At 50.8% G+C, this 17,406-nt stretch carries 15 protein-coding genes; all 15 read right to left on the bottom strand.

Going from position 1 to position 17,406, the window contains the following annotated elements; translation table 11 throughout:
• Positions 1–20: 20 nt before the first annotated feature.
• Positions 21–1,166 carry a D-glycerate dehydrogenase gene (locus K9N57_15650; protein MCF7805619.1) on the bottom strand — a complete coding sequence of 382 codons (1,146 nt, stop codon included), beginning with the start codon at positions 1,164–1,166 and terminating at the stop codon, positions 21–23.
• Between the two features lie 162 nt (positions 1,167–1,328).
• Positions 1,329–1,898, bottom strand: coding sequence for a hypothetical protein (locus tag K9N57_15645; GenBank protein MCF7805618.1), 570 nt, complete (start codon positions 1,896–1,898; stop codon positions 1,329–1,331).
• 39 nt (positions 1,899–1,937) lie between these two features.
• Positions 1,938–2,525, bottom strand: a complete 588-nt coding sequence (locus tag K9N57_15640) for a hypothetical protein (GenBank protein ID MCF7805617.1) — start codon at positions 2,523–2,525, stop codon at positions 1,938–1,940.
• A gap of 267 nt (positions 2,526–2,792) precedes the next feature.
• Complete coding sequence (locus tag K9N57_15635) at positions 2,793–3,902, bottom strand: mechanosensitive ion channel family protein (protein MCF7805616.1); 1,110 nt, start codon at positions 3,900–3,902, stop codon at positions 2,793–2,795.
• Between the two features lie 439 nt (positions 3,903–4,341).
• Positions 4,342–4,863 carry an adenine phosphoribosyltransferase gene (locus K9N57_15630; GenBank protein ID MCF7805615.1) on the bottom strand — a complete coding sequence of 174 codons (522 nt, stop codon included), beginning with the start codon at positions 4,861–4,863 and terminating at the stop codon, positions 4,342–4,344.
• Positions 4,860–6,494: an NAD+ synthase gene (locus K9N57_15625; GenBank protein MCF7805614.1), complete on the bottom strand. Its 1,635-nt coding sequence runs from the start codon at positions 6,492–6,494 to the stop codon at positions 4,860–4,862. Before K9N57_15625 ends, K9N57_15630 begins: the two co-directional genes overlap by 4 nt.
• An 11-nt stretch (positions 6,495–6,505) precedes the next feature.
• Positions 6,506–6,787 carry an acylphosphatase gene (locus K9N57_15620; protein MCF7805613.1) on the bottom strand — a complete coding sequence of 94 codons (282 nt, stop codon included), beginning with the start codon at positions 6,785–6,787 and terminating at the stop codon, positions 6,506–6,508.
• Positions 6,772–7,254, bottom strand: a complete 483-nt coding sequence (locus K9N57_15615; GenBank protein ID MCF7805612.1) for a TIGR00725 family protein — start codon at positions 7,252–7,254, stop codon at positions 6,772–6,774. The genes K9N57_15620 and K9N57_15615 overlap by 16 nt, the downstream gene beginning before the upstream one ends.
• 26 nt (positions 7,255–7,280) lie before the next feature.
• Positions 7,281–8,573, bottom strand: a complete 1,293-nt coding sequence (gene asnS / locus K9N57_15610) for an asparagine--tRNA ligase (GenBank protein MCF7805611.1) — start codon at positions 8,571–8,573, stop codon at positions 7,281–7,283.
• An 18-nt stretch (positions 8,574–8,591) separates the two neighbouring features.
• On the bottom strand, positions 8,592–9,092 hold the full coding sequence (locus K9N57_15605) for a hypothetical protein (GenBank protein MCF7805610.1): 501 nt from the start codon (positions 9,090–9,092) through the stop codon (positions 8,592–8,594).
• Entirely contained in the window at positions 9,082–10,371 is a 1,290-nt protein-coding gene (locus K9N57_15600) for a sigma 54-interacting transcriptional regulator (GenBank protein MCF7805609.1), read from the bottom strand. The genes K9N57_15605 and K9N57_15600 overlap by 11 nt, the downstream gene beginning before the upstream one ends.
• Before the next feature lie 448 nt (positions 10,372–10,819).
• The gene (purD, locus tag K9N57_15595; GenBank protein ID MCF7805608.1) at positions 10,820–12,091 is read right to left on the bottom strand and encodes a phosphoribosylamine--glycine ligase; all 1,272 of its coding nucleotides are present in this window, start codon (positions 12,089–12,091) and stop codon (positions 10,820–10,822) included.
• A 2-nt stretch (positions 12,092–12,093) separates the two neighbouring features.
• Positions 12,094–14,121 (bottom strand): excinuclease ABC subunit UvrB, encoded by a 2,028-nt coding sequence (gene uvrB / locus K9N57_15590; protein ID MCF7805607.1) that lies wholly within the window; start codon positions 14,119–14,121, stop codon positions 12,094–12,096.
• 612 nt (positions 14,122–14,733) lie between these two features.
• Positions 14,734–15,159, bottom strand: a complete 426-nt coding sequence (gene tnpA, locus K9N57_15585) for an IS200/IS605 family transposase (protein ID MCF7805606.1) — start codon at positions 15,157–15,159, stop codon at positions 14,734–14,736.
• Positions 15,160–15,682: 523 nt separating this feature from the next.
• Positions 15,683–17,044 (bottom strand): 30S ribosomal protein S12 methylthiotransferase RimO, encoded by a 1,362-nt coding sequence (gene rimO / locus K9N57_15580; protein ID MCF7805605.1) that lies wholly within the window; start codon positions 17,042–17,044, stop codon positions 15,683–15,685.
• Between the last annotated feature and the right edge of the window lie 362 nt (positions 17,045–17,406).

The raw sequence follows: 17,406 nt of genomic DNA, 5'->3' as shown, positions 1-17,406 counted from the left end.
CCTCCGGTTCTTTCCCTTGTTTAATCCGACCCACCAAAATCCATATCGAGTTCTCTCGCGTTCACGATACTCGGAGCAGCCTGTGGCGGTTTCGCTTCCAGGAACGGTGCGATTTCATCGCCATCCCAGACGGGGTAGCCTTCCAGTATCCCAGCGATGTTGCAAGCCGCCAGCGTAGCCATACCCTCTCGGGTCCAACGTGTGGCGGAAGCAATATGCGGTACGATGGTTACGTTCTCCAACTCCGCAAGTCCCGGTTTCATATCGGGTTCGTCCTCGAATACGTCCAGTCCGACACGGAAATTCGGATGACTATTACAGTGGTCCACCAGCGCAACTTCATCAATGACCGGTCCACGGCTCACGTTGACCAACACTGCGTCATCTTTCATCGCGGCCAACCGCTCTGAGGTCATGAGATGTCGCGTCTTCTCATTGAGAACCGGGTGGAGACTGACGACATCTGCCACATCCAGTAATTCCTCGATAGACTCAGCCCTGGTCACCGAAACCGGCTCTTCGCCCCGGGATTCGAGATAGGCACCGAAGTCACTGATTTCTTTCTCCAGCTGCTCATTCCGATGAATGTCATAATAGACAAGATCCATATGCTCTGCCTGAACCATCATCCGGGCATACGCGGAGCCGATTCTGCCGGCTCCGATCACGCCTAATGTTCCGCGCCAGAGACGCTGCCCCAAAAACAGATCCGGCAGCCAGCCGTTATATTTTCCACTACGCATAAATCCATCCGCTTCCACCACCCGCCGTGCAGTGGAATAGGTCAGCGCTACCGCCATTTCGGCGGTCGTTTCAGTTAATACGCCCGGCGTATTTCCCACCGGGATTCCAACCGCAGTAGCGGCGGAGACATCCACATTATCGTACCCAACGGCATAGTTCGAATACGCTTTCCCACCGGCCTGTTGCAGCGCCTGAAAAAGTTCGGCGTCCCATGATTCCGTCAACTGACCAATGGCGGCGTCACATTGTGATCCCATAGCCTGAATAATTTCTTCCCGGGGTACAATTTCCCGGGATTCACAGATATCAAGCCGATAATTATTTCCGACCAAAATATCTTTCCATTGCTCTCCCGGCAGCATCTTTGTAACAAGAATTCTCTGTGTACCTCCGGGATTGACTGTCTTCCATTGAAAACTCATGCTGACTCCCTCGCTGGATAAATTTGTCTTTTGGTAAAATTTAAGTATATGATAAATCTGGGAAAACCCGTATAGAAATTCCAACAAAATCCGCACAAACAAAAAAGGCAGGCTGGAAATATCACCAGCCCGCCGTTGTGAATCATAGGTATAATTTTGTGGCTAGAACTTGCCGAACTCGAACGTGAGTGTTGCCGACAGTCCGCTGAGATCGCCGTCAGTGAGCGAAGCGACATCGACGCCGTTCACCAGCCGATAGCCAACGCCGAGCGCCATATGGAAGTGCTCGGACACATTCGCCACCGCATTGACTTCAGGCGCCATAACAAAAACACCATCGGATCTCAGAAAGTCGGTGAGGTTGCCGTTGTCGGTCTGGCGCCTGATGTCTCCCCTGCCAACCAAAAGATATGCCGAGTAATGGAATAGGTCCATCGGCCGGCCGATGTATTCCATCTCCAGACCGGAGTAATCAAAATCGTAGTCGAGACCGTTGGAAGTAAATTCGTTAACCATGCTGTACGAACCGCCGCCGAGTACTAATGAATGATTCACAATCCAGCCGCCGCGTCCACCGGTCATGACTGCCCCGTCACCGTTGATTGCGGTCATTTTGATCACAGGTCCGCCAAAACCACCGTGTTCCAAATCTTCTCCCAGGAGGGTCTCCTCCTGTCCCATTAATGGTATTGCGATTACCAATAAACAAAAGAATACAATTACTTTTTTCATTGCTGAAATCTCCTGTGTTTTACATGTCCAGGTCACTATTTAGAAGCCACCGAATTTGAATTCCAGATTAGCCGCATAACCGCTGAGTTCGATCCCCATTGTGTCAAATCCATCCATGGCTTTCACGTAGCGATAACTCACACCGGCGCCAATTCGGAAAAAATTGGTCACGTTTAATTCAAGATTCACTTCCGGTTCAATCACCCAAAACGGATTGCCATCGTTATTGTTATGATCGTAATCTTCCCAGTCCTCAAGATCAGGACGCCGATCGATACCACCGGCCCCGAACATCGACCCCGCCGTTACGTGGATCATTTCATCCGACTGAAGAATAACCATACAATACAGGCCGCCGTAACCGAGTTCCAGGAGGGAATCCTCGCCTGCAGGATGGTTTGAGGCTAACCCGTATCCGCCACCGCCAAGGACAAAAGTGTGGTTGATAATCCAGCCGCCCCGGCCGCCAACCATCATCTCCGTGCTTCCGTCGATTTGGACGGCTTTCAGAACCGGCCCGCCGTATCCGCCGTGGTCAATGTCCCCCTGCAGTAACGTCTGCTGATTTTGCCCAAATACCGGCATTGTTAGCGCCATCATAACCACCATCGTCAAAAACTGTTTCATTATGCCTCCCTTGCAATTTGTGTTTCAATTCCACCGCATATTTACGCAAATCCGATGCCACAATATCAAAGGATGATGATTTTTATCAGGTGTATGAGAACGGTCACATATTCGGGAAAGTTTTCTGGCTATTTAAGAAAAGACAACCGGGTATTACCAAAACCGCCGTGAGCTCACAACTGTGAGAAATATCAATTTGATATACCCGATATCAACATGATATGCAAAAAGAACTACAAAACCATAGAACTTGTTAACTCTGGCTGATTATCCTGACAGTGATTCTCCTTGATTTTCGAGATCTGAGCGTTCAATCTCTGGCTGCGACCCTAATTCCGCCCGGACCTTTGGCAGACCTTCCGGATAATTGTTCTGCACAAAATCGATGAGTTTTTCACGGACTTCGCACCGGAGCTCCCACGCAGAGGGCGAATCTTTCGCGCTCATCAAAGCCCGTAGTTCCACCGATTTATCCGTGGCATTCGTTGTATGGAGTCGACAGACCTTGCCGTCCCAATATTCCGAATTTTCGAGCAATCGCTGGAGTTCCTGCCGGATTTCATCTATGGGAACAGTGTAGTCGACATAGAGAAAGACGGTACCCAGGATATCTGCGGATTCCCTGGTCCAGTTTTGGAACGGTTTGTCCAGAAAATTGCTAATTGGCACAACCAACCGACGCAAATCCCAGATCCGGACGATCACATAGGTCAGCGTAATTTCCTCTATCCAGCCCCATTCGCCCTCGACAATGACCACATCATCGAGACGGATCGGCTGGGTAATCGCAATCTGAATTCCGGCCAATAGATTCGCCAGGGTCTTCTGTGCAGAAAAGCCGATGATAATCCCCGCCAGCCCTGCGGACGCCAGAATTCCGGTCCCCAGTTCCCGGAATCGCTCAAAGTTCATCAAAATAGTCGCCAGCGCCAGGATACCGACCAGTACGGTTACGATTTTCTTTACTAGCTGCATCTGGGTGTGGATTTTCCGCGCCTTTAAATTATCCTGTACATCCACGCGAAACTCGGAAAGCAGGACTTCTTCCAGCACGTATACTGCTTTCACAAGTACCCAGGCAATACCGATGGTGAACAGGATATTCGCCAGCACAGATATCCCACCGGCTATCGCCTCAGGGATACTGGTGCGATAAACAGGAATGACAAAATGCAGGAACAGCATAGGAAGGACCAGGAGCAGCGGGCGACGAAAATGCTTCAGCATGGCATTGTCGATGATGGTTTCCGTCCTGCTGCTCAGGCGGTTTCCAATGCGATACAACACAAAATGCACCAGCAATCCGATGAGTATGGCGCCTAAAATAGCCACCCCGAATTTTGTCAGGATTTCCCAGTGATTGGTGATCAGTTCCATCTCCTGCGGCCCCGGTTAGATTCCAGTCATTTCAGAACAACTTACAAATCAGGACGGTTTATTCCAGGGGAGAATCCCTTCCGGAACGATAACCTCGGTTCCGGAAGAAGTCTTGCCGAAAGGCATCCCCTCATCAGAGATCCCAATGGGACTGATGCGGCTGTTGAGAGATGACATGTCGAAGAGTGGAAGAGTCTGTAGACAACTGAATTGTGGCGCCTTCAGGAAGAGATTCAAACTGTAAAATGGAGCCCTCCGGCTCTACAGCCGTGGTTCCTGCTTTGACTCCGTCTAATGGCGGAGTCTGGGCGGAATCCCACCCAGAGAACCATTCATCCCCATATTTACACATGTGGTTTTCTGGATGACGGTATAAAAAAAATACTAATTCCGGTATTGCGGAAATTGTATTTCAGACAACTTCGAATTTCCGAATAGGTCAATAATGTATCAGCGAATACAGATTATAATCGTCTAATGCCTCCCGGCCGCCAAGGGCATCCAGTTCGACAACGACTCCGATTCCGCCAACTGCGCCGCCGGCGTCTTCGATGAGCCGAACCGCCGCACTCATGGTCCCGCTCGTTGCAAGCAAGTCATCAATGAGAATGACATTATCGGATTCACCGATGGCATCCTTGTGCAATTCCAGTGTATCGGTGCCATATTCCAGGTCGTACGATTCCTCGTGCACATCACCCGGGAGCTTTCCTGATTTGCGAATGAGGACAAGACCGAGATTCATCCTGTCAGCCAAAGCTGCGGCAAAGATAAATCCCCGGGATTCGATCCCGGCAATCTTGGTAGCGTCCAGATCTTTGAAATGATCCTCCAGCGCATCCAGGACCGTTTTTACGGCTTCCGGCTCCAGTAAGAGGGTGCTGATATCCCGGAACATAATGCCGGGTCGCGGAAAATCAGGGATGTTTCGGATATGCTGCTTCAGATCTTCAACGTTCATGTCCGTTCCTCTTCACGATAATGGTTGACAATCGGCATCCGGCGCCCGCTTCCAAAGGATTTTCGGGTGACTTTGAGCCCCGGGGCTGCCTGACGTCGTTTATACTCTGCAATTCTGATTTTTTTTATGACATCCTTTGCTAATTCCCGGTCATACCCCATATCTACCAGAGACTGGACACTACGGTGGTTTTCCACTACTTCATCCACCAACGGGCTGACCACATTGTAATCGAACGGATCGACCTGGCCTTCTTTCAGTTCCGCCGACGGTGGTTTGGTCAGAATATTCTCCGGGATGATCTCCGCATCATTGGAAAAATTATACCATTCACACAGGCTGTAGACGTCCATTTTATTCACGTCACTTATCACGGCCAGGCCGCCAGCCATGTCGCCGTACAATGTACAATAGCCTAGCGCCAGTTCCGTTTTGTTTCCCGTGGAAAGCACCAAGTGCCCGAATTTGTTGGAGTACGCCATCAGGATGTTTCCACGGATTCGAGCCTGGATGTTCTCCTCAGTGGTATCCGGTTCCGTCCCGGCAAGCGGTTCTTTCAGCATCTCAAGATAAGCGTTGTATGTATCGGCAATGGGAATAGAGGTGAAATTAATCCCCAGATTTTGGGCGAGCTGTCGGGCATCACTCTTGGAGTGGTCGGACGACACATGGGACGGCATGCTAATGCCATATACATTATCCGATCCGAGCGCTTCTTTTGCGATGACTGCCACCAGCGAGGAATCGATGCCGCCGCTCAACCCGATAACCGCTGAATCAAAACCGGATTTCCGGAAATAATCCCGCAGCCCAAGTTGCAACGCCCTGAACATCTCCTCTTCCCTGGAAATGCGGGGCACGTCGACTGGTTGGGTATCTGAGCCGCCCAGCGCGATGTCCACACCGAGCAGTTCCTCCTGAAATGCATTGCCCCAGGCGATGGAATTGCCCTCGCCATCAATGACAAAACTGTTCCCGTCAAAAACCAGTTCATCCTGACCGCCGACCAGGTTACAGTAGACAAACGGCTTTCCGAAGGCTTCTACCTTTTTCATGGCTAAATTGTAGCGTTCACGGAATTTCCCGGAAAAAAATGGCGAGGCGGAGAGATTAATAAAGAGATCGGCACCGTCGGAGGCCAGTTCATCCACCACTTTTAGCGAATGGTAATTATCCCAAAGATCCTCACAGATATGGACGCCGAGACTGACCTCTGTTCCATTCAGGGAGAGGGTGACCGGCGAACACTCATCGGCCCGCTGAAAATAACGATCCTCATCAAAAACATCATATGTCGGGAGCAGGCATTTATGCACAACTTCTTGAATTTGCCCATTCCGAATCACAGCTCCGGCGGAATACATCTGTTCGTTTTCAAAATCCACGAAGCCCACAATCGCCGGTACCCGACCAATTTCTGCGGCTACTTCATCGATGGCCTCAAGATTTTCCTCGATAAACTGGTTGACGAGCAGCAGATCCTGCGGCGGATACCCAGTGACTGCCAGTTCGGGAAAAATGACACATTCACTGCCATCCTTTACCGCCTCCTGATAATAGCGGGTGATTTTTTTGATATTCCCCCGGAAATCCCCGACCGTTGGATTTATTTGCGCTAAATGGACTCGCAGCTGTTTTGACATTAATAATCCACGCTGAAGTCGTTGTATTCGCCAGAGTAGGTTTCCCAACTAATGCTGACATCATTGACTACCGCAGCTCTCGGCCCGACTTTCACGGCTTCGATCAATTCCTCCACTTCGGCCCGATCGCCCTCGGCTTCGATTTCCACCGTACCGTCCGGTAAGTTCTTCACGTAGCCTGTCACACCAATCTCACGGGCGCGCTTAAAGGTATAATATCTAAAGCCAACGCCCTGAACATGACCGATAACGACAATGTGAACCCTCACTGCCATGTACAAACCTCCCACAATTTCTCTATCGCTTCAGCAGCATCCTTCGCCGGGATAACCCCCTCGATATCCCAGGTATTAATGCCAATGATCGGTTTATTAAAGTCAATACCGTATGCAATTTCCGACAGCGTACCGTACCGCCCGTCAATAGCAATTCCGCCATGGACAGATCGGGCGATGATGCTGTTTCTCGCAGTCCCGATCCCGGTCACCACTGGAATGGAGATATACGGATTCGCATGGTCTGTATCCCCTGTCGGCAAGATGCCTACCACATCTCCGCCGGATTCTCTGGCCCCTTTTGAGGCAGCTTCCATCACGCCTCCCATTCCTCCGCAATACAAGAGGCCACCCCGCCCGGCAATTAAACGACCGACTTCGAAAGCCTCATCCAACAATTGATCGGAGGAAACCCGGCCACCGAAGACGGCAATCCGGGGTGTGGTTTGAGAGCTGTGTGTGTCTGCGCTCATTTATTCCGTATGGATTATCTTTGGAATTACGGTTCCAGCCTGGAGATAGTCCTGGGAAACGGGATCGTTTCTCTGAGATGGTGCACGCCGGAAATCCATGCAATAGCGCGCTCAATGCCCATGCCGAAACCGGAATGTGGCACTGAACCGTACCGCCGGAGATCCAGGTACCACTCGAAGGGATCCTGCGGCAGTCCGTGTTCTTCGATTCGCTTGACCAGCGTATCGTAATCGTCTTCACGCTGGCCACCGCCGATGATTTCGCCATAGCCCTCCGGCGCAAGCATATCCACGCCGAGCGCCAGCTTTTCATCCTCCGGATCACGCTTCATATAGAAGGCTTTCACATCTGCGGGATATCGGTGCACCATCACCGGCTTATCATACTGTTCCGCAATGAGTTGTTCGTCCGGCGCCCCGAAATCGCCGCCCCACTCAAAATCGTGATCGTGTTCGTGGAGCAACTCTACCGCTTCAGTGTAGGTGATCCGCGGGAACGGTCGATGGATATTTTCCAGTTTGGAGACGTCCCGCTCCAGTTCCCTGAGTTCATCCCGGCACTCTTCCAGGGTTCGCTGGACGACGTATTCAACAAATTCTTCTGCGAGATCCATATTGTCGTTCAGATCATAGTAGGCCATTTCCGGTTCCACCATCCAGAATTCCGTCAAATGGCGGCGGGTCTTGGACTTTTCTGCCCGGAACGTCGGACCGAAGACATAGACCTTGCCGAACGCCATCGCTCCGGCTTCGCCGTAGAGCTGGCCGCTTTGGGTCAGGTACGCCTTTTCGCCAAAATATTCGGTCTCGAACAAGGTTGTAGTGCCTTCCACAGCATTCGGTGTGAACATGGGTGCATCAAACAGCAGGAAGTCCCGGCTGTTAAAAAAATCTCTGCAGGCATTGATCACCTCATGCCGGATTTTCAGCAGCGCATGCTGTTGGGAGGACCGTATCCAGAGATGCCGGTGATCCTGCAGAAAAGTCACCCCGTGTTCCTTTGGGGTAATCGGATAGTCAACCGCCTGGTTCACCATCTGCACATCCTTCAGGAGCAGTTCATATCCGCCGGGAGCCCGGTCGTCTTTCTGGACTTCTCCCTTTACAATCACGGATGACTCTTGCGACAGATCGCTGTACAGGTCGAACACCTCATCCTCTAGTTCATTCGCCAGCGCGACTCCCTGCACGATGCCTGTTCCATCTCTGGTAAGCAGAAACCAGATTTTCCCACTGGATCGCGTATTGTATACCCAACCCTTGATTGTAACGACGTCCCCTACGTGATTCTTTAAATCTTTGATGTAAACGTGATCCACTGTTTCTCCCTCTTCTGTTTACCAATTTGCCGTAATTGAATTAATTATATCGTCTGCAATTTTATCGATGGCCTCCCGGATGCCATCCTGCCGGGTCGTAGCGGCCTGCTGCGCATCATATACGCCCCAGCCGCTCACAGTCTGATCCAGGCGCACCTTGTCCTGCTCCACATCGTACCATGTCACCTTCAGCGAGATCGATACCCGGTAATCCTGGACCTGCTCGGCTTCGTCATATGTGTATGGTGAATCGCTGATGCTGGTCACTGTCCCCTCCAGGATGGAGTCGGCGGTCTCTTCGTCTTCCACCCGGAGAACGTTTTCCTCCAGGAATTGCTGAGTCAGCAGGTCGGTAATCGTTTCATTAATTTGATACTCGGCAGTCTGGTTTTCAAAGAGCGGGATAGCGATGCTCCTAATATGCGGAGGCAGCGATCCCTTGAATGAGTACATACATCCACTCAACAACAGCCCCGCTGTTATTAGCGTACCGAATATCAGCCTTTTTTTAAAGGTCATATTCCTTGATCTTCCTGTAGAGTGTCCGCTCGCTCAGATCTAAATCCTTGGCTGTCTTCCGCCGGTTGTTATCGTTTTTCTCCAGCGTTTTCAGAATGAGTTCCTTTTCCACATCTTTGATGGTCACTTCCCCGACTAACGTCTCGTTTATCAGCGTCGGTTCCTCTTCATATTGGTCTTCCTGAACCGGCTCAGCTTCCTCAGCCTGTTCAAATTCTCTGGGATGCACGACCTCGCGAAATTCATCCACCACCTTCGCCGGCAGGTTCCGGCTGAGATGCTCCGGCAACTGATATCTCGCCGGGCTTGCGGTATCTGATTTTCCACTCAACACCGATTTGATCTCGGCAAGATCCCGCCGCATTAGAAAGAGCTGCTGGAGAATCAGTTCCCGTTCGGCCTCCTCCACCGATTTATCCATTTTCACCGGCAGATTTTCACTGCGATATTCCGAGCTGTCAGCGTCGCCATTCTCGCCAAAGGCTTTATCCTTGTGGAGATATCGTCGGATATGATCCCCTTCAATTCGATTTCCTTTTTCCAGGATGACGATACTCTCTACAAAATTCCGGAGTTCCCGGACGTTGCCGGGCCAGTCATACCGCTTCAGTTCCGTAAAGGCGTCTTCGGTAAATCCCTTGTTCGGAATGTTGTTCCGTTTACAAAATTCAGTGGCAAAATTCTCCACCAGCAACGGGATATCCTCTTTCCGTTTCCTGAGAGGCGGTACTTCCACCGTAATCGCCTTTAACCGGTAGTACAGATCTTTCCGAAACTCATTTTTTCGAACCTGCTTTGAGAGATCCTTGTTGGAGGCGGCAATAACCCGGACATCCGCATAGATGTTCTCCGAGCCGCCGACCTTCATAAATTCGCCCTGCTCAATAACACGCAGGAGACGCACCTGGGTTTCCAGCGGAGTTTCGCCGATTTCGTCCAGGAAGATGGTCCCGCCATCTGCCGTTTCGAAATAGCCCTTTCGCTCTTCGGATGCGCCGGTAAATGACCCTTTTTTGTGGCCAAAGAGTTCGCTTTCAAGGATTCCCGGAGGAATAGCTCCGCAGTTCACCGTTACCAGCGGCTCATGCCGACGCTTGCTGTGATTATGAATGGCTTTGGCGATCAATTCCTTGCCAGAGCCGGATTCGCCGACCACCAGCACCGCGATATCGGTCTTCGCCACCTGATCGATCGTCTCGATGACCTCGAAAATCGCTTCCGAGCGACCGATAATCCCAAATTGATCTTGTAATTCCAGTAACCGTTCCCGGTTGCTCATTGTTTTACCAGTGTTAGAGTGTTCAAGTGTTCAAGTGTTCGAGTGCTCAGGTAATAATGGCGCGAGTCCAGTATTAGAAGAGCACTCTCTGCGGATTTCATTCTTCAACAATACAACTCCATCCCCTGTCCCCTTCCTCTTCTCAAGAGGAAGGGGAATATTGCTCCATTTCTTCCATCTTACGTCTCTCCCTCTCTTCGAAGAGAGGGAGAACAAGAGGGTGAGTTGTGTCTGAAAAATATTCATACAGTGCTCCGATTCTCCCGCGAATACCAATCCCCTCAAATCAAGTATCGAGTTTCAGATTTCAGTTTTTACGTAATACGCAATATTACCTTTCGCTTTCTTTCCGCTTAAACCCGCTTCGCGGACTTTAAGCGGGTTGCCAATCTCTTTTCTTTTACCTTATACCCTATTCCATTATACCTTTATACCCTTATACCCATTTTTAATAGTACCGCAACCCTTTCCGGCCGATATCCGACCGGAACTGCATCCCATTGAATTTGATCTTATCCAGTTCCTCGTATACCCGGTCGATGGATTTCTGCAGCGTTTCTCCTCTGCAGGTGACGCCAAATACCCGGCCGCCGTCTGTGACGATTTTGCCTTTCCGCTCTTTGGTTCCGGCATGAAAAACTTCCGCGTAGTCAGCGTCCACGTCGGATAAACCTGTGATTTCCTTTCCCTTTGAATACTTGCCGGGATATCCTCCGGAGGCGGCTACCACGCAGGTTGCAAAATCGTCGGACAATTCCACCGGCTCTTCAGCAAAGCCACCTTCGATAACGGACTCCAACACATCCAGCAGGTCGCTCTCGAGCAGGGGCAGAATTACTTGTGTTTCCGGGTCGCCGAGGCGACAGTTATATTCCAGGACTTTGGGCCCATCTCTGGTAATCATTAATCCGCAATAGAGAAAACCGGTATATTGGTGTCCTTCCTCTTTCATGCCAGTCAATGTCGGTTCGATGATATCTTTCCGTACGATTTCGACGACTTCCTCCGAGGCCACCGGCGCTGGTGCATAGGCGCCCATTCCGCCGGTATTGGGACCGCGGCCGCCGTCATAGGCCGGTTTGTGATCCTGGGACGGCAGGAGCATTTTGTAGTTTTCTCCATCCGTGATCGCGATTATGGAGACCTCTTCGCCCTGTAGAAATTCCTCGATGACCACCTTATCACCCGCCTCACCAAAGGCGTGGCGTTTCATTATATCTTCTAACGCATCCAGGGCTTCGCCAATGGATTGACATATGATGACCCCTTTCCCGGCGGCCAGACCGCTTGCCTTCACAATCACCGGCAGGCTTACAGTCTTCAGATATTCCTTGGCGGGCCGAAAATTATTGAATGTTTTATAGCTCGCAGTCGGGATGTTGTGCCGCGCCATAAAATCTTTGGAAAACGCTTTGCTTCCTTCCAGCTGAGCCGCGGCCTTATCCGGGCCGAAGATAGCCAACTCCGCTTCCTGGAATGCATCAACCACGCCGTCCACCAGTGGCTGTTCCGGCCCGACTATGGTCAAATCGATCTCGTTTTCTTTGGCGAATTCTACCAATTCATCGATATCCGATGCGCCGATATCCACATTTTCTCCGAGCGATGCGGTGCCCGCGTTGCCCGGCGCAATGTAGAGTTTCGACAACCGCGGACTCTGTGCGACCTTCCAGGCGATTGTGTGCTCACGCCCTCCCGATCCGATAACAAGTACTTTCATGTTCATCCTTCCCTGCTAAAAATTGATTCCTTTTCGGATATACCTAATTCTTCTTCCAGTTTTTCCACTTCGTCCCGCAACTTCGCCGCTTTTTCGAACTCCCGGTTTTCCGCGGCTTCGGTCATTTCCTGCCGGAGCATCTCCAGCAGGTTCAAATCATCCATATCCTGCGAATATTTTTCCGTGATATCCGCGACTTTGGACGACTCCGTTTCCATTCGGGAGTTTGCGATGAAGGTCGACCCCATCACGTCATCAACCGATTTAATAATGGATTCCGGCTCGATGCCGTGTTCTTTGTTATACTCTTCCTGGATCTTCCGGCGGCGTTCCGTCTCATCGATGACCTTCTGCATGGAATCGGTCACCTTATCGGCATAGAAGATTACTTTGCCCTTCTTATGCCGCGCTGCGCGGCCGGCTGTCTGCATCAGCGACCGTTCTGATCTAAGAAAGCCTTCCTTGTCCGCATCCAGGATGGCCACCAGGGATACTTCCGGCAGATCAAGTCCCTCGCGTAAGAGATTGATCCCGACAAGGACATCGAATTCTCCCAGACGCAGATCCCGGAGTATGCTCACCCGCTCTACGCTGTCAATTTCCGAGTGGAGATACCGAACTCTGAGATTCATGTTTCGGAGATAATCAGTCAGATCTTCGGACATGCGCTTTGTCAGGGTGGTGACCAGGATGCGGGCGCCATCTTCCGTCCGGTTTGTAATTTCCTCTATGAGATCGTCAATTTGCCCCTTGGTTGGCCGGACGTCCACTTCGGGGTCCATAAGTCCGGTAGGCCGGATGACCTGTTCCACCACCACACCATCGCACTGTTCCAGCTCGTACGGGCCGGGAGTCGCCGAAACGTAGACACGTTTTTCGATAGTCTCTTCGAACTCCTCGAATTGCATGGGGCGATTATCCAGTGCAGACGGCAGACGGAAGCCATGTTCTACAAGAGTCTCTTTTCGCGCCCGATCGCCGTTGTACATCCCACGTATCTGCGGAATAGTGACGTGTGACTCATCAATGATGGTCAGGAAATCGTCTGGAAAGAAGTCGATAAGCGTGTATGGCCGTTCACCCGGTTCCCGGTTGGCGATATGCCGCGAGTAATTTTCGATACCGCTGCAGTAGCCCAGTTCCTGCATCATCTCGATGTCGAAGTTGGTGCGCTGTTCCAGTCGCTGGGCTTCCAGCAGTTTATTGTTATCCCGAAGCTCAATGAGGCGTTCCTCAAGTTCCTCCCGGATATCCTTGACGGCGCGCTTCATGTTCTCCTCTGTAGTCACGAAATGCTTGGCAGGATAAATGACCGCGGTATCTCTGGACTCCAGAATTTCCCCGGTCATGGGATCGATGATGCTGATATCTTCCAGCGTATCGCCCCAGAATTCCAGCCGAATCGGGTTTTCCGCGTACGCAGGATAGATCTCCACTGAGTCGCCCCGGACCCGGAAGGTTCCCGGCTCAAACGAGAAATCGTTTCGCGCATAGTGAATATCCACAAATTTATAGAACAGCGCTTTCCGGGCGTATTCCTGGCCCTTTTTCAGCAGGACCATCAAATCCCGGTATTCTTTCGGTGAACCGATGCCGTAGATACACGAGACACTCGCCACCACGATGACGTCGTCTCTGGCCATGAGCGAGCTGGTGGCCTTGAGCCGCAACTTATCGATCTCCTCGTTTACGGAGGAGTCTTTTTCGATGAAGGTATCCGTCACCGGCAAGTAGGCTTCCGGCTGATAGTAATCGTAATAGGAAATGAAGTATTCCACGGCATTCTCCGGAAAAAATGACCGGAGTTCACCATAGAGTTGGGCCGCCAGCGTTTTGTTGTGGGAGATAACCAACGTGGGTCGGCCGTAATTTTTAATCACATGGGCCATAGAGAAGGTTTTGCCGCTGCCGGTTACGCCGAGGAGTGTCTGGTGTTTATCTCCTCGGTCTAATCCTTCGGTCAGCTCCTCTATAGCCTGTGGTTGGTCTCCCCGTGGCTCGTAACTGGATACTAAGTTGAATTCTGCCATATTGGCATAAATTTAGGGCTCAATTAGGTACCAAGCAAGAGTTGGTTTGAAAAAAATAGAGCGGGAATTGATGGTAAATCTCATGGTTTTCCGAGATTGGGGCTAAAGCCCCATTGGATTTTGGGGTTCTTTAATCCCCGGGATAAATCCCGGGGCTAGTCATTTGAGTAAATTGTTTCAATGGCTTCTATCAAACTGGCCCCGGCATTCATGCCGGGGATTGATATGCTTCTGGCATGATTGAGGCTTTATTCTCTGGTTTCCGGGCTAAGGTTCAATCTATATTAATTCCTTGACCCCGTGTAAAAAGGCAGGACTATTCATATTATGCCCGAATGCCCTCGAAAGCCTTTCTCTGAATAGCCCCGCCATTTATGGCGGGGGTTCAATTGCTATGATACAATGGGAGGCTTGAGCCTCATTTCAGATTCCTCTCGTCTTCCAATTATTCTCCCAGGGGCTGAAGCCCCATTCTATTCTGATGTCTCTTTTCCCCGGGATAAATCTCGGGGCTAATCAAAAAGTGCTCCAGAACCAATTGATTTTTATCTGACTAGCCCCGGCCTTCAGGCCGGGGATTAATGCATCCAACAAAATCGGGGCTTTAGCCCCTCACTGTTCAAAATTGTAATGCTCCAGGAATTGCTGATATTCTTCTGCAAAAGTCACCGTCCGATGGTGATCCACCTGGCTCTTAATATACTCCCGAATCCTATCGACATGGGACTCGCTTACCGATAAGGCCATATAATCGGTTTGCCATCCAAAACGGATTTTAGTCAATTTGTTCTTGTTCACCCACCGTGAAGATTCACCCTTAAGGGACTGGACAACGTCAGCTATTGTTTGGGATGCCAGGAGGGATACAAGCGCATGTACATGGTCCTCTACACCGTTGATAAAATCCAGATGGATACTCTTCTGGATAGCATTCTCGCGGATATGGTTTAGAAGCTTTGGCTTTAGTTCTTTGGATATCAATGGTTGGCGGTTTTTCGTAGCCCAGATGAGATGGAGCCAGAAATGGATATACGGCATTGGATTCTCCCTGGGGCTGAAGCCCCATCTTTTAAGGTTTTCCGTTCCCCGGCCTAAAGGCCGGGGCTAGTCAGCTGTGTAATTAACTTCCTAGGCCTGTTTCTGAATAGCCCCGCCATTTATGGCGGGGGAAAATATGCCAAAAGATATTGGGGCTTTAGCCTCTCCGCATTCTCGGGCTGAATCTTGGGATTACAGGGGCTGAAGCCCCATTCTATTCTGATGTCTCTTTTCCCCGGGATAAATCCCGGGGCTAATCAAAAAGTGCTCCAGAACCAATTGATTATCAGATGACTCACCCCGCCTTCGGGACGGGGGATTGAAGCGCTTCTAGCAAGATTACGGCTTGAGCCTTCGAGTTCCGGGCTGAAGCTCATTCTAGTATTATTCCGCGATCCCCGCGCTAAAGCGCAGGGCTAATCATATTATGCCCGAATTCCCTCGATGGTCCTTTTCTGAATAGCCCCGGCCTTCAGGCCGGGGAAAATACGCCAAATACTATTGGGGCTTTAGCCCCTAAAACTTATACTGTTACCTGCTGCGCCCGCTTCTTCTCCACCGCTCCGGATTCAAAGCACGAGCTCTCAATGGTTCCGAATAGTTCATACTCATTGGCATCGGTGATGGATACGTTGTAAAACTCACCAATGTCGGCATCACCGGATTGGGCGGGGATACGGACGATACCGTCAACATCCGGGCTGTCGTATTCTGTCCGGCCGACGAATTCATTCTGAACCCTGTCATATTCATCGATGAGCACTTTCATGGTTGTGTCGACGTGCCGGTGGTTTTTCTTGAGCATGATGTCCTGCTGCATGAGCATGATTTCGTCTTTACGATCGTATTTGACCTGCTCGGGAACGTCATCCTCAAAATCATGGGCAATTGTTCCGGGCTCATGGGAGTAGGTAAACACACCAAGCCGATCAAATTCCACCTCTTGAACGAATTCGTACAACTCCCGGAAATCCTCTTCGGTCTCGGTGGGATACCCGACGATCAGGGAGGTCCGCAGGGCGAGATTTGGAATTGCTTCCCGCACCATCCGGATGCGCTTCAATATGCCTTCCCGATCCAGGCCCCGCCGCATATGCTTCAGCAATCTTGATGAGCCATGCTGTACCGGCATGTCCAGATAGGCGCAGATGTTCTCAGCGTCTGCCATCACCGGGATATTCTTTCGGGAGAAGTGTGCCGGATGCGCATAATGCAGGCGAATCCACTCCAGATCTTCAATTGTGGACAATTCCCGCATCAAATCATGAAGGTACACTTTTTCGTCCAGATCCCAACCGTATGAGGTAGTGTCCTGGCCGATGATCATGATCTCCTTCACGCCGTTGCTGACGAGTCGCTCGGCTTCTTTCATTAGCGACGGGATCGTCCGGCTCTGCTGTTTTCCGCGCATGATCGGTATGGAGCAGAAACTACAGCCGTTGTCGCAGCCCTCGGTGATTTTCAGGTACGCGTAATGGTTTGGTGTCAGGAGCGATCGCCAGTAGGTGGGATCGAATTCCATATACGGCTTGCCGCTGAGGTACTGGACGACCTCCGCCATCTTGCCCTGTTCAAAAAATTTGTCGACCTCCGGGAGCGCTTCTTCCAGCTCTTCCGTGGCAAACCGGGACGGCAGACAGCCCATAACAAGCAGCTGCTTCGAGGGATCGGATTTCTTGAGTTCCGCGGCTTCCAGGATAGTATCCACCGATTCCTGGCGGGCTTCCTCCAGGAATCCGCAGGTATTTACCACAATGGCGTCCGCGGCTTCCGGTTTATCAATGGACTGAATATCCAGTTCACCCAGTCCGCCGAGTAGCACCTCAGAATCCACCAACGCCTTGGCGCAACCGAGACTGATTAAATGTATTTTCTTTTGACTCATATATATTCTTATCGTTTTTATTCTTTTATTCTTCCATAGTCAGGAAATGTAAGTGATAAAGGGTGGGACAACAAGGGGGAAAGCAGTGTTACAGTGTTCGAGTGTTCAGGTGTTCGGGAGAAAAGCGTGTATCCGTCGCGGCGGGGACGCCGACAGTTATGCTGTCGTGGAAAGAGACATCGATAAAGACGAATGGTGTTTCATTGAATCATCAAACATGTTTATAAAGAAATTCCTCAAAATTGACTATCCTCGCAGCAGAGCAACGAGGTATTGAGCCAATTTTGTGGTTTTACCACCGGAATTTCTTTGGCAACAACTACCAACAATCACCCGCGACGCAAGCGTCGGGGAATTCTTTG

Source organism: Candidatus Neomarinimicrobiota bacterium (genome assembly GCA_021734025.1).
In the GTDB taxonomy this organism is placed as follows: Bacteria; Fidelibacterota; JAANXI01; order JAANXI01; family JAANXI01; genus JAANXI01.
Note: the sequence above shows the minus strand (reverse complement) of the source record. Positions and strands in the feature narration are given on the sequence as shown.